General features: G+C 46.4%; 17 protein-coding genes and 1 pseudogene. 17 read left to right on the top strand and 1 reads right to left on the bottom strand.

Annotated features, from left to right (window positions below):
* Nucleotides 1–9 precede the first annotated feature (9 nt).
* The 8 genes from NIA71_RS11580 (at nucleotide 10) to NIA71_RS11545 (ending at nucleotide 6,640) form a co-directional block, all read left to right on the top strand.
* On the top strand, nucleotides 10–1,104 hold the full coding sequence (locus tag NIA71_RS11580; RefSeq protein ID WP_253020469.1) for a lysylphosphatidylglycerol synthase transmembrane domain-containing protein: 1,095 nt from the start codon (nucleotides 10–12) through the stop codon (nucleotides 1,102–1,104).
* Nucleotides 1,082–1,714 (top strand): CDP-alcohol phosphatidyltransferase family protein, encoded by a 633-nt coding sequence (locus NIA71_RS11575; protein WP_253020468.1) that lies wholly within the window; start codon nucleotides 1,082–1,084, stop codon nucleotides 1,712–1,714. The genes NIA71_RS11580 and NIA71_RS11575 overlap by 23 nt, the downstream gene beginning before the upstream one ends.
* Entirely contained in the window at nucleotides 1,704–2,555 is an 852-nt protein-coding gene (locus NIA71_RS11570) for a phosphatidylserine decarboxylase (RefSeq protein WP_253020467.1), read from the top strand. The genes NIA71_RS11575 and NIA71_RS11570 overlap by 11 nt, the downstream gene beginning before the upstream one ends.
* Nucleotides 2,539–3,174 (top strand): phosphatase PAP2 family protein, encoded by a 636-nt coding sequence (locus NIA71_RS11565; RefSeq protein WP_148396037.1) that lies wholly within the window; start codon nucleotides 2,539–2,541, stop codon nucleotides 3,172–3,174. The genes NIA71_RS11570 and NIA71_RS11565 overlap by 17 nt, the downstream gene beginning before the upstream one ends.
* A 62-nt stretch (nucleotides 3,175–3,236) precedes the next feature.
* A complete protein-coding gene (spoIVA, locus tag NIA71_RS11560; RefSeq protein WP_253020466.1) occupies nucleotides 3,237–4,715 on the top strand; it encodes a stage IV sporulation protein A in 1,479 nt (492 codons plus the stop codon).
* Nucleotides 4,716–4,865 (top strand): hypothetical protein, encoded by a 150-nt coding sequence (locus NIA71_RS11555; protein WP_253020465.1) that lies wholly within the window; start codon nucleotides 4,716–4,718, stop codon nucleotides 4,863–4,865. It begins immediately after the preceding gene.
* A gap of 513 nt (nucleotides 4,866–5,378) precedes the next feature.
* Nucleotides 5,379–5,915: an RNA polymerase sigma factor gene (locus NIA71_RS11550; protein WP_253020464.1), complete on the top strand. Its 537-nt coding sequence runs from the start codon at nucleotides 5,379–5,381 to the stop codon at nucleotides 5,913–5,915.
* Nucleotides 5,915–6,640 (top strand): DUF4367 domain-containing protein, encoded by a 726-nt coding sequence (locus NIA71_RS11545; protein WP_253020463.1) that lies wholly within the window; start codon nucleotides 5,915–5,917, stop codon nucleotides 6,638–6,640. Before NIA71_RS11550 ends, NIA71_RS11545 begins: the two co-directional genes overlap by 1 nt.
* Nucleotides 6,641–6,711: 71 nt before the next feature.
* Here the strand turns inward: NIA71_RS11545 and NIA71_RS11540 are convergent, their stop codons facing one another.
* Nucleotides 6,712–7,188: a hypothetical protein gene (locus tag NIA71_RS11540; RefSeq protein ID WP_253020462.1), complete on the bottom strand. Its 477-nt coding sequence runs from the start codon at nucleotides 7,186–7,188 to the stop codon at nucleotides 6,712–6,714.
* Between the two features lie 148 nt (nucleotides 7,189–7,336).
* On the opposite strand from NIA71_RS11540, the gene NIA71_RS11535 reads away from it, so the two are divergent.
* The 9 genes and pseudogenes from NIA71_RS11535 (at nucleotide 7,337) to NIA71_RS11495 (ending at nucleotide 24,471) form a co-directional block, all read left to right on the top strand.
* Nucleotides 7,337–16,411, top strand: a complete 9,075-nt coding sequence (locus tag NIA71_RS11535; protein WP_253020461.1) for a DNRLRE domain-containing protein — start codon at nucleotides 7,337–7,339, stop codon at nucleotides 16,409–16,411.
* 11 nt (nucleotides 16,412–16,422) lie between these two features.
* A complete protein-coding gene (locus tag NIA71_RS11530; protein WP_253020460.1) occupies nucleotides 16,423–17,385 on the top strand; it encodes a hypothetical protein in 963 nt (320 codons plus the stop codon).
* Nucleotides 17,386–17,497: 112 nt separating this feature from the next.
* Complete coding sequence (locus NIA71_RS11525) at nucleotides 17,498–17,701, top strand: hypothetical protein (RefSeq protein ID WP_253020459.1); 204 nt, start codon at nucleotides 17,498–17,500, stop codon at nucleotides 17,699–17,701.
* A 26-nt stretch (nucleotides 17,702–17,727) separates the two neighbouring features.
* Nucleotides 17,728–18,396, top strand: a pseudogene (locus NIA71_RS11520) (RHS repeat-associated core domain-containing protein); the annotation flags it as partial.
* 16 nt (nucleotides 18,397–18,412) lie between these two features.
* Nucleotides 18,413–19,531, top strand: coding sequence for a DUF5050 domain-containing protein (locus tag NIA71_RS11515; protein WP_253020457.1), 1,119 nt, complete (start codon nucleotides 18,413–18,415; stop codon nucleotides 19,529–19,531).
* A 233-nt stretch (nucleotides 19,532–19,764) separates the two neighbouring features.
* On the top strand, nucleotides 19,765–20,193 hold the full coding sequence (locus NIA71_RS11510) for a hypothetical protein (protein WP_253020456.1): 429 nt from the start codon (nucleotides 19,765–19,767) through the stop codon (nucleotides 20,191–20,193).
* A gap of 215 nt (nucleotides 20,194–20,408) precedes the next feature.
* Nucleotides 20,409–21,512, top strand: a complete 1,104-nt coding sequence (locus NIA71_RS11505) for a hypothetical protein (protein ID WP_253020455.1) — start codon at nucleotides 20,409–20,411, stop codon at nucleotides 21,510–21,512.
* A 460-nt stretch (nucleotides 21,513–21,972) separates the two neighbouring features.
* Nucleotides 21,973–22,959: a hypothetical protein gene (locus NIA71_RS11500; RefSeq protein ID WP_253020454.1), complete on the top strand. Its 987-nt coding sequence runs from the start codon at nucleotides 21,973–21,975 to the stop codon at nucleotides 22,957–22,959.
* 396 nt (nucleotides 22,960–23,355) lie between these two features.
* Entirely contained in the window at nucleotides 23,356–24,471 is a 1,116-nt protein-coding gene (locus NIA71_RS11495) for a WD40 repeat domain-containing protein (RefSeq protein ID WP_253020453.1), read from the top strand.
* The last annotated feature ends 32 nt before the right edge of the window (nucleotides 24,472–24,503 follow it).

Here is a 24,503-nt window from a genome sequence, read left to right as displayed (position 1 = left end):
TGTGTATTTATGGAAGAAAAGGCTACTTTCAAGGCAGGAAACAGAAAAAATCAGCTGATCAGCCTGGCTGTCATCGCTGCTCTTGTTCTCCTGACCTTTTACACACTTCACAGTAAACTGGACGGAATTAATTTCCGCCACCTGTGGAGTGTTTTTGTTCACTTGGAATTTAAGTACATCGTGCTTGCGGTGGTTTCCATGTTTGCCTTTATTGTAATAGAGGGACAGTGTCTGGCAGTGATCGCAAGGTCTCTGGGATATAAAATGAAGCTGCGGCAAGCGACCGTTTATTCGGCTGCGGATTTATATTTTTCCGCCATTACGCCATCGGCCACGGGCGGACAGCCGGCATCGGCTTACTATATGGCTAAAGACGGGATTAAAGTTTCTGATGGAACTACCATTTTGGTGCTCAATATTCTCCTTTACACCATGTCGCTGATCATCATGGGTACGTGGGGACTTTTGGCAAAGCTGAATTTCTTCATGGAAGCGGGGCGAATTTTCAAGCTGCTGTTCGTCATTGGCTTTGTGCTGCAGATTCTGCTGGTGGCGCTGTGCCTTTTGTGCATGTTCTCAAAAGAGCTGATTCGAAATTTGGGCGTTTTTTTGATAAAATGCTTGTATCGGCTGCGGTTTATCAAGTACAAGGAAGAAAAGATTGAGAAGATAAACGGGTATATTGACCGCTACCAGGCGGGAATGGATTTGGTAAAACGAAAGCCGGGTGTGATGGCTGTTGTACTGCTGGGAAATATTCTCCAGCGGGTTGCCTTTTTCTCAATCGGCTATTTTGTATATAAAAGTTTTGGGCTCTCACAAGCCGGGTATGTGGATATGGTGGCGCTCCAGTCCCTTCTGGCGATGGCAGTGAACAGCCTGCCCATTCCGGGAGCCATCGGAGTTTCTGAAGGGAGCTTTCTGCTGCTGTTTTCCAGCGTCTTTCCTGCAGCGGCGCTGGCTCCGGCAATGATCTTCACCAGGGGGATCAATTACTATTTGTGCTTTATATTGTGTGGGATTTATACGATTGCCTATCATCTGTCCATTTTGAAAAGGCAAAGCAAAAGGAGGAACAAAAATGAAGCTGATCGGATATTATAACTATACGGTCATACTGACCGATCTGTCGCTGATTTCATCGGTATTTGGAATCTATATGGCTATGCGGGGGCATGTGGCCGGGGCAGTCTACTGTCTTATGGTATCAGGATTCTGCGATATGTTCGACGGTAAGGTGGCCCGGACAAAGAAACGGTGCGAGGCGGAGCAAAAGTTCGGCATACAGCTGGACTCCCTCAGCGATTTGGTTTGTTTCGGCGTGCTGCCTACGGTCATCGGCTATGCAATCGGAATGACCAACAAGTTTTATGTATTTGTATTTTTCATCTACGTGATGGCGGCCTTGACAAGACTGGCTTATTTCAATGTGATGGAAGAGGAGCGGCAGAGCCAGACGCCGGAGCGGCGCAAAGAATACGTGGGCCTTCCAGTTACTTCCGTTGCCCTCATTATTCCGCTGATCTACATACTTGGGAGGTTTGTAGAAATCGAATTCCACAAGATTTATGGGATCGGTCTGCTGGCAATCGCCTTTGCTTTCCTGCTCAATTTTAGAATCAAAAAACCAGGAAAGGCGACGGCGGTGGTTATGATCCTCATCGGTATTGCTGAAATTGTGTGCATGCTCTGCGGGTTTCATTATGTCGGATAAAAGAAGACCGGTACTCCAGCCGCAAAAGGACGGCGGCTCGCTGAAATTTCTCTATGATACGGCCCCGGGCAGGCTGGTTTTGAAGGCCTTGGTAAACCCTTTGTTTTCCAGGGCCGGGGGCGCATTTATGAGCAGCCGCTTTTCCAAGAGAATGATCGGCCGCTTCATCGAAAAAAATGGAATTGATATGAACAGGTACGAGGAAGGCCCTTTTTCGTGTTACAATGACTTTTTTTGCAGACGTCTGCGCCGGGAACTTTCTGTATCGGCAGGTCAGGGAGTGCTGATTTCCCCCTGCGATGCCAAGCTTTCCGTTTTTCGGATTGAGGAGGACAGCCGCTTTTTTATCAAAGGCTCATCTTACAGCATAGCCGATCTTTTGCAAAACCATGAGCTGGCGGAATTTTACCAGGGGGGATGGTGTCTGATCTTCCGCTTGACGGTGGATGATTATCATCGGTACTGTTATGTGGACGACGGCGCCAAGGGACCCAATGTTTTTATTCCGGGCAAGCTGCATACGGTGCAGCCCATTGCCCTGAAGCGGCATGATATTTATAAGGAAAACTGCCGGGAATACACGGTGATGGATACGGATCATTTCGGCCGCATCGTCCAGATCGAGGTGGGCGCTCTGATGGTGGGAAAGATTCTCAACTTCCACCAGTCAGGCAGCTTTCACAAGGGTGAGGAAAAAGGGATGTTTCAGTTCGGCGGTTCGACCATCGTCCTCTTGCTGCGCCAAGGCAGCGTGCAGCTGGATCAGGAGCTCCTGGACAATACCGCGGACCAGTTGGAAACCATCGTTAAAATAGGTGAAGGAATTGGAAGATCAATTTAAGAAAAAACGAGATCTGCTGATTTTCGCCGGTATATTGCTGGCATATATATTTTATTTGATTTCTGTTCATATTCCTATGGAGCGGCATCTGATTCACGTGCCTTTGGACGATCAGATTCCTTTTTGTGAACTCTTTGTTCTTCCGTACATTTGGTGGTACGGATTCATTTCCGGGCCGCTGATCTGGTTTTTTTTAAAATCGCGGCAGGATTTTCTGGACTTGGGAATCTATCTGCTGGCAGGGATGTGGTTTTGCTCTGCATTTTTCCTCATTTATCCCACTTATATTGACTTTCAGCCCCAGACTTTGCCCAGAGAAAACCTGTTTTCCTTTTTGGTGGAATTGCTCTACAGGGCGGATGAACCGGCCAATGTTTTTCCCAGCATTCACTGTTTTGAATCCACGGCTATCTGCATCGCCATCTGGAAGTCAAAGCTCTGGGGAGGGTATCGCAAACCTCGCATAGTAGGGCTGGCATCGGCTATTTTCATTTGTCTGTCCACCATGTTCATCAAACAGCATTCCGCAGCGGATGTGGCTGCCGGCGTGCTTTTGGCGCTGATCCTCTACTTTCCGGTCTATAAAATAAATTGGCCCTTTCGCAAAAGATTTGAATAATCCATAAACCTCTCTAATATACTATATTGATTCAAAGTCACTAGCACAGGGAGGTTTTTGTTTTGGAAAATTTAAATATCTATGAAAGCATCGCTAAAAGATCCCAGGGTGATATCTATATAGGCGTTGTAGGTCCGGTCCGCGTAGGAAAATCAACCTTCATCAAGCGGTTCATGGATCTGCTGGTAGTGCCTAATATGAAAAATATCTACGCCAAAGAGAGGCTGCTGGACGAAATGCCCCAAAGCGGTTCCGGCAGGACGATCACGACTACGGAACCAAAATTCGTGCCGGCAGAGGCTGCCAGCCTGAAGATGCCCGGCAATATGAACTGCCGGGTTCGCCTTGTGGACTGCGTAGGATATTTAGTGCCGGAGGCACTGGGCCATTCGGAAGACGGCAAATCCAGAATGGTAAACACTCCCTGGGATGAGGAAAAAATTCCGTTTGAAGAAGCTGCGGAAAAAGGAACGAGAAAAGTAATCGAGGAGCATTCGACCATCGGCATCGTTGTAACGACGGACGGTACCACTTCGGATATTCCGAGGAAGAACTACGAGGAGGCGGAGGAAACGGTCATCCGCCAGCTGAAGGAGTTGAAGAAGCCCTTTGTGGTGGTGGTCAATTCCACTGAACCCAAATCGGTCGCGGCTCAGTCTCTGGCCCAGGCGCTGGAGGAAAAACATCATGTTCCGGCCATGGCGGTCAACTGTATGCGTATGAGCAGCGGGGAGCTGAATCAGATTGTGGAAAAGGTACTCTATCAATTTCCCATCAGCGAGATATCCTTCGAACTGCCGGGATTCATGGAAGGGCTGGAAAATGACCACTGGATCAAATCCTCGGTCATTGAAAGCATCCGCGGCTGGTCGGGCACCTTCGAAACGGCGGAGGACATTCAGAAAACCGTCGATTCTCTGGCAGACGGACAAATTATCCAGTCGGTCCGCGTGGCGGATATGGATTTGGGCAGCGGGCAGGTGGTCATTGACGTGCAAATGGCCGATGGGCTGTTCTATAAGGTGATCGAGGAGCTGATGGATGAAAAGGTGGAAAACGATTACGAATTTTTCCGCCTACTGCGGGAATTCTCGGAAGCCAAGAAGTCTTATGATAAGCTGAAAGGGGCCATGGAGCAGGTTGAGGCCACCGGATATGGAATCGTTCAGCCAAAGCTGACGGAAATGGTTTTGGGCGAGCCGGAGGTGTTCAAACAGGGAAGCAAGTGCGGAATCCGCCTTACTGCAAAAGCGCCCAGCTTACATATCATCCGTACCGATATTACGACAGAGGTGGCGCCTGTGGTGGGGACGGAGCAGCAGACTGAGGATTTGGTCAAATATTTGCTCACGGAATTTGAGAATGAGCCGGAGAAGATCTGGGAAACCAACATCTTCGGAAAGACTCTGTACGATATGGTTGCCGAGCAGATGCAGAGCAAGCTGGCCGGGGTGCCGGAAAATATCCGGGTTAAGGTGCAGAAATCCCTGCAGAAGATCTGCGATGAGGGAAAAGAATATTTTATTTGTATTGTGATATAGATGGCGATACGTGAATGGCGAAACGAGGGCCTTTCTCCGCTGGTCAAACTGGCGGGGAGGGCTTTTTTGCTGGTGCTGCGGGCCTGCTGCGGCGTGGAGATAGGATGTGGGTCTTGGGAAAAGGTGATGGGGATCTGCGGGAAAAGGTGACGGGGATTTTGGGAAAAAACTGAAAAAAATTTTCACTATTTACGTAAGTTTCAACGGCTGCGGCGCTTTCAGATCCGCGATGGGACCGCACGGGCCGCAAGTTGGCGGATCAGGGCCTCGCAATCCCATAACTTTGCGTAAAAAATGCAAATCTTTACAGAAGTTTACCGGGATGTGGGGCTGCTGCGGCGTGGAGATAGGCTGCGGGGATCTGGGGAAAAAAACTGAAAAAAACTTTCACTATTTACGCAAGTTTCAACGGCCGTGGTGCTGTCAGATCCGCAATGGGGCCGCGCGGGCCGCAAGTTGATGGGATTAGGTCCCGCAACCCCATAGCTTTGCGTAAAAAATGCAAATTTTTACAGAAGTTTACCGGGATGCGGCATGCGGGCCAGCTGCGGGCCTGCTGGCCCCAGGCACCAGGCGGATACAGAAAAATATCATTTGTCAGCAGAGCAAAAAAACGGTATGATAAAGAAAAGGACATGTAATGGTAAGGGAAAACAAGAGATCATGAAAAGAGACAAATTATTTGAACAAACAATCGTGCCTTTCTATCAGGAAATATTGAAATATCTATATGCTCAGACCAATGACCGGATACTGGCAGAGGATTTAACCCAGGAGACCATGCGAAGCGCCTGGGAAAAGCTGGATCAGGTCAGGCGGCGGGATTCATACAAAAACTGGCTTATGCAGATTGCACACAATGTGCTGCGATCCCATTACCGGGCCCAGCAGGCGGAAAAGCGGCGCGGCCATGAAGGCGGGCTGCTCAATATCGATGATTATGAGATTGTGGACGAAGAAGCAGGGAATCTGCTGGACGAGCTGATCGATCAGGAAACGGTGCTGGAACTATTCAAGGATTTGGAACCGGCCCAAAAAGAGATCATTTCGCTCCACCTGTTTCTCAACGTTCGATTTTCCGATGTGGCGGAAATCCTCAATATGAACCACAACACCGTCCGGGTCTATTACCGGCGGGCATTGAAGCAGGTGGAAAAGAGCTATTATCGTCAGAAAAATAAGGAAGGAGGCAGCCTGTAATGAATGAAGAAAAGAGTCAGGAAAAATTTGAAGACGCGCTGAAGGAGGCCTTTGAAGCAGATTTTGAACAAAACTGCCAGGGCAGGACAGGGCCTGACCTGAGCTTTATGAAAGAGCAGGCCCGGGAAAAGCCGAAGAAAAAATACCGGGTTTCCTTTGGTAAAGTCGCGGCAGTGGTGGTGATCGTCCTGCTGGGAACCAATGCGGTGCTGCTCCTTTCCAATAATTCGCAGTCTTACGGAGACAAAGGGATTCTGCACCGACTCTATCAGGGAATTGCGGGAATTGTAACCGACTCTGACGAAGAGGTGAATCCGGAAGACGAAGTGGAATCCCTCACCATCACCAGCATGAAGGATATGGATAAAGCGAAGCGTTTCCTGCCGGAGCTGTATGTGCCCGAATATATTCCCCAGGGCTACCAATTGAACAACTTAACCATCGACAAATATGCGGGCGGCGATTATGTGGGTACATATGAGTTTACCGATGAAGAGGGCTCCGTATTGGGAATTTGCCCGATGGCAATCGCCGGCGACAGCAGCTATGCTACTTCAGGAAAAGGAGAGATGATCGAGCTTGCCGACCGAAAAATCCTGGTTGCTTATGATGATGTGGAGCAGTGCTATACTGCGGCGGTCTATACGGAAAGCTGTCTAATGGACATCAGCGGCAAACTGGATAAGGACGAGATCATACGAGTGGCAAAGGGATTGAAACAATAACAGGCGGCCCCCTTGTCAGAAAAAGGCCGGGCAGAACCGATGGGCCTCCGCCCGGCGAAAACAGCCGGCTGCTAGGATGATAACGCCTTATAATAAGTAGCGGAACTGGACGTTCCACTCTTCACGTATTTGACCGTCGCCTTGATGCGATATGTTTTCTTAGATGAAATGGTAAATTTGGCTGCGTGGCGGATTCTGCTGGATTTGGCAGTCTGAACGGCCGCCGTACCGGTGTTTTTGTAGGTCCCGTCAGAAGCCAGATATTGGAGCTGAATGGTGGACTTGATGCTGGAAGCCCCTGTTCGTGCTGCGATCACGGCAGCCTGCGCTTTCGTGGAAGACAGCTTTGTGAAAGACAACGTGGTAGAGACGGCAAAAGGCACGATCTGGCCGCTGCCCTCTGATGCCGGCTCATCATCCAGGTACACTTTATTTTCCAAAAGCTCTTCTACAAAACCATCCTCTGAAGATGCGGCTGCGAAGGCTGTCTGTGAAGCCAGCAGCCCCAGGACAACGAGCAGTGGAAGAAATACGTTTAATCGCTTCATAACTACCTCCTTAAAAACCCCCTTTAATAAGTAAGACGCAAAATCAGCAAATTTTGTTACAAATTTCGAAAAAGTTGTAACATTTTGACTATGAAAATGCGTCTTATATTATATATAGGGGGGATTTTTTTAAAAAGGAGGAAAGAACATGGAAACGAAACGAAGCTACAAGGCGTTGGCATGGATCCTATCCATCTGCCTGGTCATCACACTGATCCCAGAATTGGGTTTCGCAGCAAGCACAGGCGCCGGCAGCGCAAAGACACCTGCCATCAGCCCGGACGAGGTGACCGAAGAAAACGTCGTTGAATCCAAGAAAACGACCGACACCACCACCTATGACCTGGGAGGCGGTCAGGAAATGACCGTTTTCCACGGAGGAGAGGTCCGTTATGAAAACGAAAAAGGAGAACTGGTCGATTACGATCCTTCACTGGTCAAAATCCAGGATGGAGAAAAGACAGACCAGGATCAGAATCTGGACGAGTACGCCTATGAGAACAAAGAGGGAGATAAGAAACAATATATCCCACAGACCCTTTCAGAAAAAACGCCCATTCTCATGGAGTACAAGGACTACCGGATCGGATTTGCGCCCACAGATAAAACCCTGAAACAATCCGGCGCAGGAAAAGAACCGGTAGAAATCAAAAAGGAAAAGATTCCAACCACCTACGAGCAGGAAGAGAAGCTTCCCATCAATGCAGTCTACGGGGATCAAGAGGCGACCCTCACCTATACCTCAGGAGAACATGGTATCAAAGAGACCCTTACCCTGGAAAAAAAGCCTGAGAACAATGTATTCCAGTACCGCCTCCAGCTGAAAGGCATGACCGCCCGCAAGAATGTAACCGACCAGGGGATCACGCTGTACGATCAAGAGAGCGGAGACATTGTTGGGGATATTTCCGCGCCCTGGATGAACGATGCCAGCGGCGATGCGTTCAGTGAAGCCATCACCTATCAACTGAAAAAAGACGGGGACAAGGAGGGCCAATATCTGCTTTCCATGACAATCGATGAGGCATACCTTTCCGACCCGCAGCGCCAGTATCCGGTAACCGTGGACCCATCCACCACCTGGAGAGGTTCCAGTAAAGTAAAGGATGCCTATATTATCAGCGGCAGCTATAAAAATACCAACTTCTACGAAAGTGGAACCAAGGTGATGCCTGCGGGAAAAAACAGCACCGGAACCCATCGTACCTGCATTCAGTTTACCGACATCAAAAAAACCATAAAAGGCTGCACCGTAACCAGCGCCAAGCTGACCGTATATGAAACCGGCACCGGCGCCAGCAAGCAGAAGGTGGGCGCTCACCGCATCAAGGAGTCCTGGTCGCCGGGAAGCGTAACATGGACCAAACGGCCGTCCTTTGTCAGCACGGCCTACAGCACTATCACCACAAAGAAAACGGCCAAAACCGCCCATACCTTCAATCTGCTGTCCTATGGGCAGAGCCTGGCAAATGACAGCATACCCAGCTACGGAATCATTCTCAATAATAATACCGCATCCCCCAGCTATGCATGCTTTTACGGAAGCCGGCATGCCACCAGCGGATACAGGCCAAAGCTGGTGGTAACTCACTACAAGGTGCCCAATGCCCCCAGCGTATCCCTTTCCACATCAGGAAGCAATACAGGAACGGGCCTCAGCTTTAGCCACAGCGGCATGGACATGACCGATGTGAAGAGCGTTCAATATAAAATACAAAGATACAACGGATCCGCCTACGCAGACTACACGTCGGGAGCGGCCAATCAGACAGGAAGCACCGGTCTTCCCGCTCTGCCGGACGGAATCTATCGCGTCCTTGTTTGGGGCGTTAATAAGGGAGACGCGGCAGGAAGCGCCGGATACAGCGGAAGCTTGACGGTGGATAAGACACCGCCGGCGCTGACCTTATCCGGACCCAGCACCACTGCCCAGGCGCCGTCCGGGAGCAAATCGCCCAAGATCACCTGGAGCGCATCGGATACCAATCTGAGTACCGTGCAATATTCCGTAGACGGAGGAGCTTACAGCAGCGGCAGCCTCAATGCCAGCGGCACCCAGGAGCTGAAAACCTTCGAGACGTCGGGCAGCCATACGATTACCATGAAGGCCACTGACCGGTACGGAAACAGCACAACCAGGAGCTTTACCTATTACCTGGATATCGACAAACCATCCATCGGCAGCGTGGGGGTTAAAACGAAAGAGAAAGAAACGCTGGGAACGGACTGGACCACCGATGCAGATCCTGTCATACGCTTTGACGGCATTACGGACAACATCGCTTTGACTCAGACCTCCATCCAATATGCCATAACAAGAGGCGAAGCCCTTCCAAAAGAAGAGGAGTACCATGCCATCGCCTTTGAGACCATTTCTTCCGGCATACCTTTTGAAGGAACCTTCCGGCTGACCAAGGAAGAACAAGCCATGAAGTCCGATGCGTTCCTGATCCATCTGCGGGTCAAAGACACAGCCGGAAACAGTGAGGTCAAGACGCTGGCCTTTAACCGGGACAATGAAGCGCCTACGGCAAAACTGAAAGTCATGGCCCACAGCGGCTCTGCGGCAATTACAGAAGTTGCGGGTACCGTTACCATCGCAGCAGAACTGAGTGGCACCGGCAGCCCGCTGAAAGAAGCCAAATTAAACTTGTACCGCATCACCAAAACCACCGATGAAGCGGGCCAGGAAATAGAAAAAGAGGAATATGTCAATACGCTGGAAGAGGACATCACCCAGGCCACATCCTTGGAGTGGAACACAACAGCGCTGGAAAACGGCGACTATCGGCTGAAAGCGGCCGTAAAGGACTCTTCCGACTTGGAAGGAAGCGGCACTTATGATATTAAGATTGCCAACCCACAGGGAGGCCCGATCATTACTGCCAAACCGATTCGGGAAAATCCGCTCCAGGCAGCTTGGAAATTCGATGAGAGCGGCATCAAGATCAAAGGGATGGAGTACCTGCTTCCGGGAGATACGGAGTGGACCAAAGTGCCTGATTCAGCGAAAGAATCCGGCCAGTTTACAATAACCCTTCCTAAAGAAGGAAGCTACGACATCCAGTTCCGGGCCATCGATACGGCGGGGGTGCCAACCAAGGTAACAACCCAAACCTGTATCTATGACCAGACTGCCCCGACTGCCCAGATCAAATCCTTTGCAAGGGGCCGGATCAAGGGCACTGCCAGCGATGCTCTGCTGGCGGAATGGAAGATTTTCTGCAAAGAAGCAGATCAGCCGGACGAGGCATATACCGAGAAACTGAAAGGTACTCAGGAAGTAAAGGACGGCGAGCTGGGAATTCTGGATTTAACCGATTCCTACTTTAAGACCGGCCAAAGATATGCCTTAAAGCTGGTAGTGACCGATCAGGCGGGAAATCAGTCCCAGGCCTTGAAGGAAATCTACAAACCAGCCGATGAAACCTGCATTCAGGTAAAAGAAGCAAAATTTGCCATCAAGCGGCCGCCCTGGTACACCGATTATGCCACCAGCAGTTTTACCATTGCGGCCCAGACAGAAAAGCTGGAACTGAAAGAGGTGGAAAAAGACTTTTTGTCCTCCGGCGAGATCACCTGGTACCTGGACAACCAGAAAGCAGGGACAGGCGCTGCTCTGGCAAAGGATTTTTCGACCTATGAAGAGGGCAAGGATCACCGGATTCTGGCTGTTCATAAAAATGAAAAAGGCGAATATGCATACAGCAGATCGATCACAAAGAACGATCTCATTAAACCGGTTTCCTTCGGACAGACGGCCGCCGTCACCCAGGAACAAACGGTACAAATAAACAAGGATGCGGCGTCGCTGCGCCTGGCGGCAGAAACAGAAAGTGAAAGCGGACAGGCCATCTCCTATCAGATTCGAGTCGGGGATGGAACGTATATGGACATGGAGCCGGGAAAAACCTATCAAATTTCCCAGCTGACCAGCGGACAGGCTTACGCAGGGACCTTTACCATAAAAGCCAGCGCACAGACAGAGACCGTCTTTCCGGAAGGCTCCCTGGAGCTGGACACTTTGGAGGGAGAATCCTTCAACGTCAGCGTCCTGGCGGGCTACATACCCAAGACTGCTTCCGTAAAGCACCGCCTCAATGATCGGGTCTATCTGTATTGGGACAACAGCTTGCCCGACGGAGACACCAGCCTGAGCTATAACGTTTATCACAGCGCGGACAAGGACTTCGTACCTGCAAAAGAAAATCTGGCGGCGGAGAACGTGCAGGCAGGCTACTACAGCGAAATCAACGTCAATTACGGCGGCAACTACTACTACCGCATTACAGCAGTGAAACGAGACGCAAACGGCAAGATCCTTTCCGAAAGCATGCCTTCCAAGGTTTACGGCGGCCGGATTCTGGATTATGACGAGCATACAAAGCGGCTGGGACTGCAGGAATACTGGCAGTATGAGGAGTTTAACAATCCGGTTGGAAGCGGCAGCATCGAAAAGAGCAGCGGCAACTTTGTCTATCAGCAGACAGATGCTTCCCTGCCCAACGAAAAACTGGAAGTAGAGCTAACCAGAACCTACAACAGCCAGTCCAGCGAAAAGTCGGCCTTTGGCCTGGGATGGAACCACAATTACGATCTGGAGCTTCTCAATGTTTATGATAAAGAAACACACAGCTTTGACAATGTGGTTTTCAAGGACAGCAGCGGCAGCATCTTCCGCTTCATAAAAAACTCGCAGGACCCAAATACTTACATATCCTCCCAGGGTGCATACATCACCATGAAGAAGGAAATAAAGACCGAGGATGTGCAGATCCAGGAAAAGAAGGCGGGAGCGTCGGGCGAAAACCAGATGAAAACGGTTCAGGTCGCCAGCCAGTACACGGTCCGCACCAAAGACAATCAGGAATACCGCTTTAACGGAGGCGGCCAGCTGGTATACCTCACCGAACCCAACGGCAACTTCCTGCTCTTTGAATATCAGGAAAAGACCGGCATGCTGGAAAACATCATCACCAACCGCAACTTGACAATGCACTTTGATTACAACTCCACGGATCCCAACGCGGATATGCTGCTGGTGGATAAGGTCACGCTCCCGGACGGCGGCACCAGGGCGTACACCTACAAGGAGTCGGGAGAGGACCGTCTTTTGACCCAGGTAAAAGCCACTGGAAGCGACGGCAAAGAGGTCGTATATGAGTACGGCTATGATAAGGCGGATACGCCCAATGTGAATGAGATCAAAGACGCGGAGGGCAACGCTTATCTGCTGACTTATGATGCTGAAAAGGTGACGGAAACCCAGTATCCCAATAAGGACAAGCTGCTCTTTGAATATGAAGCAGCAGCAAACGGCGCAGGCAGGACCGTAACCAAAAAGCTGGCGGACAAGCGGGCCCTCCTGGGTTATCGGGAAGTTGGCAGCCAGACAGACCGGTTCAATCAGAAGGGCTATTGCGTAGAAAGCACGGATGTCAATGGCAACAGCACCACCTTTGATTATAAAGATGGGATCTGCATAAGCTCCTCATGGAAAACGGACAGCGCTTATGTGGCCGAAGATGGGGCTATTAAAAACAGAGGCGAAACCGAAAGGCACGAGCTGACCGAGCTGGGAGAGAGAAGAAATACCACCAAAGAGGTCAGTGAAGACGGAAGTATTTCCACCTATGTCTACTATGCGGATACTTCTGATCTGGACATTCAGGATCTGGTCAGCCACGTTTGGACCCTCAATCAGGATCAGGACCTGGAGGAAGACGACTACTATGAGTATGATGAATTCGGCAACGAGATTGAGGACTATGACGACTTTGAAGATATCACCACCCTCAGCGACTACGACGATGACGGAGAGCTTTTGAGCGAGATCGAGTACTATGTAGGCGATTTGGATTACGATGTGGACATGGACGAGGGCGTATTGAAGGAGGTCGTTCGCACCACCACCTATGCTTACGCTTACGACGATGCGGGCAATAAGATGGAAACAGTAACGGAGATCAGCGGCGATAAAAAGACCGAGACCATCACCAAATACGACCGTATGGGTAACGAAACATCCGTATCCATCCGATCCGGAGCAGCGGACAAGACCCTGGGAGAAGCCGATCTGGACAGCGAAACCGCTACCGAATACGACGGTCTTGGCCAGGAAGTCAAAGTGACGGCAAAAGACGGAAACCGCACCACGGTGACCGAGAACACTTATGATAAAAACGGCACACTGACAAAAGAGACGGTGACCACCACGGAAAAAGAAAGGACCGATCGGGTGACCACCACCTATACCTATGATGCCATGAATAACCTGACCAGCAAGACCACCGACGATAACGGCCAGGCCCAAACAGTAACCACTACCCGGGATTACGAGGATATCCAAGTACACAACAGCACAGGCAGCGGCACCAGAACCGTGAAAAACGCCTATACGGTCAAAGAGGTGGACCAGCAGACCAACACGCCTCTGTCCCAGACCTGGCAGGACAACATGGGGAATACGGTTCGGGAATACAAGGGCGGCCTCTATACCGATACCCTTTACGACAAGTACGGCAAAGCCATCGGTACTTACGAAGCAGGAAAAAAACCGGATGCCAAAGACGGCCTTTTGACGTTGAACATTTTTAATGAGAACGGTCATCAGACCGACACCATCACGGCTCCGGAAACCAGGGAAGACGGGTTCTACGTGGGGCCGGACTCCATCCGCCAAAGCACCGAGTACAGTGCGGCCGGAAAAGAGGTTGCTTCCATCGACGCTCTGGGAAATCGGACGACCTATGGTTATGATAAGAAGGGAGAGCTGAACAAGGTAACCCTTCCCGATGGAACGTCCACTCGTTATGAGACGAAAGAAGCCTATGTAAACGGGGATCTGGAGACCCAGATGACGACCACCGACGCAAAGAATCAGGTAAGCCTGACCCGTACAAACGGCAGCGGTGAACAGCTGGAGATCAAAGACCTTTATACGGAAGGTGATACCGACAAATCCATCTGGACCAAATACAAATACGACGAAAAGGGACGCCTGGAGAAAGAATATCAGTCCAAGGGCAATTACAAGCTGTATTACTATGACGCGGGGGACCGGATCAAGGAGATCGGCTATTATGAAAAAGAGGACGGCACGGAAAAGCAGACTCTGAAAACCACTTATGACTATGATGTTTCCGGTAATGTGACCAAAATGTGTGACTATACCGTATCGGGAAGCAAAGAGACTTTATCGCGCTATACGGCTTACACCTATGACAAGCAGAAACGCCTGGCCGCTTACGCCGAATGCGACGGACCTGATGTGCCCAGCCAGGAAACCCTGGACAAGCACAAGGTATCCTACACTTATGACAAGGACGGCCTGGTAACGGACATCGACTATGCCTTCGCACAGGATGGCATCACCGGCCTTCGCTATCATTATGACACCAACAAGTGGCTGACCAGCATCAGCGCCAAGGGCGGCCTGCTGGACAAGACCCTGCGGGAGTATACCTATGATGATTTCGGACGGGTTTCCAAAATGGTGGATCACTATGGGTTTGCCGACGGCGGAAACGGGACCATCACTAGAAATTACACCTACGATCCATTGGGACGTGTGACGGCCATGACCTACACCGACAGCAAGGACGGAGATCAGGCTAAAGAAACCTATGCCTATGCGTATGACAAGAACAGCAATGTCACGGAAGAAAAAATCGTCAGCAGGTATGCTATGGAAAGCGGCAAGGGCATAGACTGTACCAAAACCTATACTTACGACAACGTGGGCCGTTTGGTGACTTCCAATGTGGTAAACAAAGCGGAAGGCACAGCAGAAAACAAGAATGCGGAATACACCTATGATAAAGTGGGCAACCGCAAGACCGAGAAAGTCGGAGATGAAACCACAACGTATGATTATAACGGGCTGAACCAGCTGACCGCATCGGAAACTATGAAATCCGGCGAAACGGCCGCTGCCTCGAAGAAAGCTTACACCTATGACCGCAACGGCAACCAGATCAGCCAAAGCGACAGTGTCACGGGAGAATCGGCAGCGCTCACGTATGATGCCGCTGGCCGCCTCAGCAAGTATGAGGCCAAGAAGGACAATGCGGTTGTTGTGACCCAGGAAAACCGGTATAATGGAAATGGACAGAGGATTCAGAAAAAAGAAACCCAAGGATCCCAGGCCAAGACCCGCAACTATTATTATCAGAGTGGGACCGTGCTTTACACATCGGACGACGGAGGCAAGCTGACCAGCCTGAACCTGATGGGAAGCGAAGGCAATGTGATCGCCACTCAGCGCAAAGGCGAAGGCAGCCCAGCCTGGTACCTGTACAACAAGGACATCCGGGAAAGCACCTTCAGCATGATCAACAGCTCAGGAGAACTGGCGGCAGCCTACGAGTACGATGAATTCGGAAACACTACAGTACGGGCCGGAGAGAGCTTTGACAATGAGATTTGCTATACCGGGCAGGTATATGATCAGAGTACAGGGCTTTACTATTATAACGCGCGGTACTATGATCCGGAAGATGGTCGATTCCTTACACAGGATACGTATCGTGGGGAAGAAATGGAGCCGGGGACCTGGAATCTATATACCTACTGTGCGAATGATCCGGTGAATCTCGTGGATCCGAGTGGGAACGCATGGGAAACTGTGTTAGATGTGGCGAGCATCGGCTGGAGCGTTAAAGAATTGGCTAAGAAACCTTCCTGGACGAATGTAGGGTATCTGGCTTGGGATATCGGAGCGACCTTCCTGCCATTCGTACCTGGCTCATACGTGGCAAAGGCCGCTAGAAAAGTGCGGGGCACAAAAATTGCAACCAAGATCGCAGGAAAGATCCCAACCTCTGTTCGAGACCTGCAGAAGAAAGAACTACTGACCGTTGGGAAGTATAATGCGATGGTTAAACTGATGAGACGGTGTTATAGAAGAAGCAGCATTGAGATCCATCATATTATTGAAAAGCGGTTTCGGCCAATATTTAAAATAAGGCCTGAATACTGGCCAGCAGTTGCGATGTCAAAACCTGTGCATCGGACGATAACGAATCGGTTTAGGAAAGCGCATCCGTATAATTATAGAGGATCAAAGTACCATTACGATTTAACAAAGAAAAAAATGCAGAATATCGTAAAAACAGTGTATCGTGATATGTCTATTTTGAGAACGGTCGCTTTAAAACAAATAGATAAACATTACTCAAAGATGTCAGAAAATCCATTATATAATAAAAAAGGACGGCGATGAAGGAGATAATTATGTATGTGCAACTGGATATTGAGATAAGACCTAAAAATGCAATAGATGAGGAGGAAATGAATAAGTTTTCTAAAAGAATGCGAAAGGTTGTCGATGAGTTCGATATAAATTTCAAGGAATACCGGGTCCGGCGGAAACACTATTATTCCTATAAAATTAAGGCTATCGACGAGGGCTATGAACGGTTTATGGAGTTCAATGAGACCTATAAAAGAAAGTTGGATATTGCAATCTATCCATATACCATATATGAAAAGCAGGATTATGAGGCGGCATCTGCGTTTGTGCTTGAGTTTACGAATCAATGCGACTATTATGACGGTTATGATTTTGAGAAATATGACTGCTTAAAAACTGACAGTGCTGCGTTAGGACAGTGGTACCCAATGCCGCCGATCTATATCAAACTGCCAACAAAAACGCGAAAAGCGTTTGAACACATGGACGGCGCAATCACGCCTGATTTTGAAAGCTATATCTCACCAAAGCTGTATAAATACCTGATAGACTGCGGGATTGACAAGGAGTACTTCAAGGAAGCCTATAAAAAGGGGAAAGACCGTGAGATTGTGGCATATCGGCTGTGGGGGAGGGAGCATGTACTTCCAGCAGAAAGTTTGTTTGAGTTTAATAGAGACTACGACTTTGCTTGGTGCTATGACCCAGATACCGGATATGTGAAGTGGGTCCGTGAGGATGATACAGAGCGAGAGTATGAACCGTGGGAATTTAATTTGTACGGGCAGCTGGAACCAGTGGTACCTACGATCACAAAAGAAGGGATAGATGCCCTGAGTTATGTCAGTGACAGCTTCGAAGCGCTGGGAAACATGCGCAGTACGATTATTAATCCGGAGTTATTCCAGCTGATCAAGGAAAAAGTTCCCAGTGTGATGAAGCGAACGATCCCCATATTTCAGGGTGAGCCACCGGAGTACATAAAGGGACCTGTGGCTCCTTGAAAGAGAGCTTATGACTGAATAAGGAGAGTACTGTTTATGGGAACCGAGTTCCTTGCAGACGCAGGGGACTCGGTATTTATACAACAAGGACATCCGGAAAAACACCTCCAGCATGGTGGGCAGCTCAGGAGAACTGGCTGCCGTCTATGAGTACGATGAATTCGGAAACACGACAGTACGGGCAGGAGAAAGCTTTGACAATGAGCTTTGCTATACTGGGCAGGTGTATGATCAGAGTACGGGGCTGTATTACTATAAGATGCGAGCTGTGTCGAGTATCTTTCAGCATTTTTTACATTACGGCAACGCCGTATAAGTCGATAAAAATGCTACAATGCAAGGTACTATGATCCGGAGGATGGCCGATTCCTTACACAAGATACGTATCGTGGGGAGCAGATGGAACCGGGGACTTGGAATTTGTATACGTATTGTGCGAATGATCCGGTGAATTATACGGATCCGAGTGGACATGATGCGATTTGGCTTAACTCAAAAAAAGGTGCTGCTGGATTAGGACATGCTGCGTTGCTGATAGAATATGCAAAGAAATGGAGATATTTTTCATGGGAACAAGGTGGATATAAATCGCCAAGAATGTGTAGATGGATTAGAAACGCTGTAAGTAAATCCAAGAAAAAGGTATACAAAAGAATAAATAAAAAAAGAAAGGATAAAGCAAGTAGGCCTGCTACAAAGCCATACACTACATCGATATATATAAAGGGAAATTTCAGCAATAGTTATCATTATATGTGCAAGATTAAAAATGGTAAGTCGAAGTATAAAGACTATGGTTTAGGTACGACTAATTGCGCATGGATGGCAATTCAAGTATTAAAAAAAGGCGCGATTGGAAAGCAAAAACGAAAAGCATTATGGAATCTCCAATATATAAAAAAGCGGGTTGGTGGAGGCAGACAATATAAAATTGGAAAGAGAGTTATTCAGCCGAATAACGTTAATCCTAAAATAGCTAAAATATTTGGCAGCAGGGTAAAGTTAATCTAAGAATTAATGAGGAATGATGAAAAATCAATTAGAGAAAAACAGAAAAAAGCGGCGCGCTATTTTAGGCGCGGCAGCTGCCATCATTTTACTGAACGTAGTCGTATCTTTTGCAAAGTCAACTATGCCGCTGCACATTGACTTCGGTGAGGTAAATCAAAGCGTTGATACCTACTGTGCCAGCCAGGGAAACTATATTGCTGTGTGTCAGGAAAACGGTTTGCGGCAGTTTCCTTTTGTATTGGGAGGGCGGCTCAGCCTGCTCTCCCTGGAAACGGGGAAATTTTATACAATAAAAAATGATAGGAGTTTTCTGGGAGGATTCGTATATCCTGTGCTGCAAGGAGACGCGATATACTATTTTGATGGCTGGGACGGCAGTCCCCAATTCTTATATGTTTCGGACTTAAAAAAGAAAACGAAAGAAACTTTGATCTTGGAAGATGTGGAGGATTATGCCATTTCTGGTGAGCAAATGTTTTATACGAACGGGGATGATACTGTGCTGCTGTATTCCCAAAATCTGAAAACAGGCCAACGAAAGGCGCTGATCCAGGCAAACGGGCTGGCAATGCCTGGCTACCTGCATATAGAAGATGAGAATTTGTACTGCTGCGATAGTGGAAATGGCGTACTCTATATTATGCCGCTGAGTATGGGACAGATAAAGGAGTATCATATTATAGACACGCCCGAAGACTGGATTGGCGCGGTTAAGACTCTGAACAACGAGGAACTGCTGATTGCTACGGGGAAAAGCGGTATTTTTAAGTATAACATCACCAGTGGAGAAAAGAGCACTGTGGTAGAACTGGGGGACCTGTCTAGTGCATGGGGTTATCGGGAAAGGTATAATTTTCACTTGGTCAAGGATAACCTGTACTATCATGATAAAACATATACACTTTACAAGCTGAACATGAAAACAAGCCAGAAGGAACGATTGATTAATTGGTCGCAAGTAGAAAACGTCAGGGAATATATCAACGATACAACAAACTTAGCAATGGATTATTTTTACTGCCCCGACTATATTGCAGTGGAAGTCGAATATTATGACAGTGAAAAAGATGTTTACGACCATAGAGTCGTTTCCTTTGATTACGATGGGAAACAGGTACTGAATAAACGGATTTAGCAAGAGCTAAAACAGAGCAGGACTACAAAACCACTTTCACTTTTTCATCAAGGTGACGGGAAGGTACGTCAATTGGAGGTGCTAGGAAAATGAAAAAATCCAAAGTATTCACATCACTTCGAAGGGCAAACCATAATTGTTAAAGTTACGCAGACAGTGAAATGAAAGATAAATACCGCCCCAAATAACCGTTATCCGACAGTATCCATATAGAAAATAGGAGCCGAAATAAAATGAAGCATTACGCATTAAAAAGGATATTTGTGTTCTTGCTGTTGGGAGGGCTGACATCAATTGTACTATCGTATTTTGAATTTAGAATTGTACTCTCAAGTATGGAATTAGAGGCGATAAATTTTCACGTTTTCCCAATGCTGTTATTGTATCAGACGGCTATATTCACGATTCTGTTTTTAGTGATTTCTCTAAATAAAGATTATGTGAAACAAATTAAAAGAGAGGGTGTTAGGCTTAAAAAAGCAGAAAAATTTGGAATGATGCTGCAAATCTTTTCGGTTTTTCCAGCGGTAGCGACAGTCTATTCGCTTTGTCCTCTTATAATCATATCAATATTAAGCATTATCTTTCTATGTGGCGGAATTAAATTATATTGCATGGAAAAAAGTGATTTAGCACGCTCGTTTATAATTATGGGGGATTGAACTATATGTCGTAATGCATTTTTATTTGCTTACAAGTAATTTTGCATCTGCATGGATAGAGATGTAAGAATTGATATAAAGGCTTCAGTACAATAAAGGAATCAGAAAAGCACCTCCAGCATAGCGGGCAGCTCAGGAGAACTGGCGGCCGCCTACGAGTACGATGAATTTAAACCGGTTGCCAATATTCTCAATGCAAAAGTAAAGGACATAAAATGAAAAAAAGACGAAAGATAATCCTCATCAGCGGGGCTGTTCTTATAGCAATTATGCTGATAAATATAGGGCAGTACGCCATAACACGATGGTACCCAATCAATATTGACTGGGAGACAATAAACGATTCTGTCAATTCGGAAGAGGTATCTCAGGACAATTACATCTGCTATGGGAAAGAGAACGGGATAACAAATATTCCTTTTATGATGGGCTGCAAAATTATTTTGCAGTCCATTGAAACCGGGAAAAAGCATGTTGTTTTGGAAGATATAAATCCACTAAAAGGCGTAGCGGAATCGGCCATCATAGGTGATAACATCTTGTATTACAAACAGTTTATGGGTGAGCAGTATGATGGACCGCCGCAAGCAATGAATTTGAAAAGCAAAAAAAGTGAATGGAAGACACTACCAGAAGATATTGACTTAATCAATTACGGAATTGAGGGACACCATCTCTATTATTACGAGAGTAATAATAGCCCAAAAGAAAGAGAGGTCTATTGTTACAATTTGAAAACAGGGGAGCAGGAAAAGATTGCTGAAGGAAGGCAGTGGGAAACTCTGAAAGTCCTCGGGGAATACGTGTACTTGTTCGATCAGGAAAAGAGTGAGTTGGTCGCCATTTCAATAAACGATCGGCAAAGGAAAACGTGGCTTCTTCAAATGGAAAATCCTCAGGAACTTGTAGATATTACAAATTTGGATGAACAGAATCTGGCAGTCATTATTTTCAATGAGAAAATAGTGAAATTGGATATTGAAACTGGAGAACAAGAAACGATACTGAGTTTAAATAACCTGGAAAGCGCAAAACAACAAAAGGAGAATGATGATCGATGGTATGGTGCTATGGCACGTGGGGGCAGTTTGTATGTGTATGAGAATGAACGATACCTATATGTTTATAGGTTAAATCTGGAGACAAGAAAAACAGAATTGATTGTAGATGGAAGTAAAGATGCGCATTATAAAGCTAAAGACGAGTTTTCATCCTATGTGACCTTTTGCCGCGATTATATCGCCTGCATCTACCAATATAAAAAATCCACCCGCATTGACGTGTATAACTATAATGGGGAATTTGTTAAAGAATTGTAAGTCAAGGGCGCCTGCCAATTGTCCCTGCGGGAAAGACCCCGACCTCTGTTCGAGATCTGCAGAAGAAAGAATTATTAACGGTGGGAAAATATAGGGCAATGACAAAACTGATGAAAAAGTGCTACAGAAGAAGTAACATTGAAATTCATCATGTTATTGAAAAGCGGTTTCGACCAATATTTAGAATCTCTCCTGATTACTGGCCAGCAGTTGCTATGTCAAAACCTGTGCATCGGACGATAACGAATTGTTTTAGGAAAGCGCATGGTTATAATTATAAGAATTCTAGCAAACATTATGATTTAAGCAAAATAAAGATGAGAAACATTGTAAAAGCAGTGTATCGTGATATGTCTATTTTGAGAACGGTCGCTTTAAAACAAATAGACAATTACTATGTTAAAAGTTCTGAAAACCCATTATATAACAAAAAGAAAGGACGGCGGTAAAGGAGGCAGTTATGTATGTGCTATTAGATATTGAGATAAGACCCCAATATGCCCTTGACGATGACGAAATGGACAGGTTCTCCAGGTCAATGAGAAAAGTCGTTGATGAGTTTGATATAGAATTTAACAAGTATCGAGTCCGCAGACGCCATTACTATTCCTATAAAATAAAGAATACAGACGAGGACTATGAACGGTTTATGGAGTTCCATGAAACCTATAAGAGGAAATTAGATATTGTAGTCTACGCATATACAGAGTATGAAGAACAGGACTATGTGAATGCAGTTGCGTTTGAACTTCGATTTAAAAACCAATGCTATTATTATGATGAAGGCTATGACTGTGAGAAATACGACTGCATGAAACTTGAAAGTGCTGCGTTGGGGCAATGGTATCCCATGTCGCCAATTTATATTAAACTTCCAACTAAAACACGAAAAGCGTTTGATCGCATGGAAGGGGCGAACACCCCCGCTCTTGAAAACTACATTTCACCAAAACTGTATGAGTATTTGATAAGTTGTGGTATAAGCGCGGAGTATTTCAAAGAAGCGTATAAAAAGGGTAAAGAACATGAGATTGTGGCATATAGGCTGTGGGGAAGGGAGCATGTGCTTCCAGCAGAAAGCTTCTTCCCATTTAATAAAGATTATGATGATGCCTGGTGTTATGATCCGGATACAGGATATGTGAAGTGGGTCCGTGATGAAGATGACGATGGTGAAGATATGGAACATTGGGAGTTTTGCTTTAACGGACAACTCGAACCATTGTTCCCTATAATTACAAAAAAAGGAGTGGAGGCCCTGACTTACGTTAACGATAGTTTCGAAGCAATGGGGAACATACGCAGCACGATTATCAGCCCAAAACTGTTTGATTTAATTCAGGAAAAAGTGCCAAGTGTGATGAAGTATACGATCCCTATATTTCTGGGAGAGCCTCCGGAGTATATAAAGGCACCTGTGGCTCCTTGGAAGGGAGAATATGACTGAGGAAGAAGAGAGCTGTTTGTGAGAACCGAGTCTCTTGCAAATGTAGGAGGCTCGGTATTAGAAATCTGTACAACAAGGACATCCGGAAAAACACCTTCAGCATGGTGGGCAGCACAGGAGGACTTGCGGCCGCCTACGGGTACGATGAATTCGGAAATACGACGATACGGGCCGGAAAGCATTACAAGAAGTATAAACTTACATCTGTTAATTGTGTTTGGATTACAATTCAGCTTTTGCGTAAGGGAAAAATAAGTAAAGCTTAAAAAAAAGATTATATAGTTTACAATGGGGTAAGACAGCAAGAGGAAAACAAAAGTATAAACGCACATTGATACCGAATGATATATATAAGCCGGTTGCCAATATTCTTAGTGCAAAAGTGAAGGACATAAAATGAAAAAAAGACGAAAGATAATCCTCATCAGCGGGGCTGTTCTTATAGCAATTATGCTGATAAATATAGGGCAGTACGCTATAACACGATGGTACCCAATCAATATTGACTGGGAGAAGGTAAATGACCCTGTAAATATGGGCGAGACTTCCCAGGATAATTACATCTGTTACCGTGAAGAGAACGGAATAAAGGATATCCCTTTTATAATGGGCTGCAAAGTTATTTTGCAGTCCATTGAAGATGAAACAAAGCAAATCATAATGGAGGACATTAACCCATTTAGAGGCGTGAGTGAATCAGCGATAATAGGAAATAACGTACTGTATTATAGACAATTTTTAGGTGAACAAACTGATGGTTCCCTAAAATCGATTAATTTGAAAAGCAAGAAAGGTGAGTGGAATGAAATATCTGATGAAAGAGAGGATATCACATATGGGATCGCCGGAGAACATTTATATTACTATCAAACTCACGCAGATGCAAAAGAAAGAAATGTTTATTGTTATGATTTAAAAAAAGGGAGCCAAGAGAAAATTGTAGAAGGGAGATTGTGGGGGAATTTAACAGTTATTGACAAATATTTATATTTGTTTGATCAGAAAAATACAGAATTAGTTAAAATTTCAATAAAAGATGGAAAAATGGAAAAATGGAAAATCCATATGGCCGATAATCAGGAAGATATTAATGTGGTACAACCCGATAATAAAAATCTCGCAGTCATTATTTTAAATGAGAGGATACTGAGCTTAGATATCGAAACAGGTAAGCAAAAAACAATTATAAGTTTTAGTGATTCAGGTGTAATAAATAAAAATACAGATGGAATGGATCAGTGGTATGAAGCAACCACACATGATGGAAACTTGTATTTTTGTGATAAAGGCTGGTATCCGAAACTTTATAAATTGGAATTAAAATCTGGAAAAAAAGAATTGATTCTAGATGGGATCGAGGAAGATCCTTATAAAAACAAAGAAGAACAGGACGAAGCCTTTTCCTATGTTACTTTTTGTAAGGATTATATTGTCTGCATTTATCAATACAAAAAAGAAAGAAAAATACGGGTATTTGATTATAATGGAAAATTTGTAAAAGAATTAAGATAAAGTGAATATTTAATGAAATTCATTGCAGGAAT

Source organism: Ihubacter massiliensis, from assembly GCF_024125305.1.
Taxonomy (GTDB): domain Bacteria; phylum Bacillota; class Clostridia; order Peptostreptococcales; family Anaerovoracaceae; genus Hominibacterium; species Hominibacterium faecale.
Note: the sequence above shows the minus strand (reverse complement) of the source record. Positions and strands in the feature narration are given on the sequence as shown.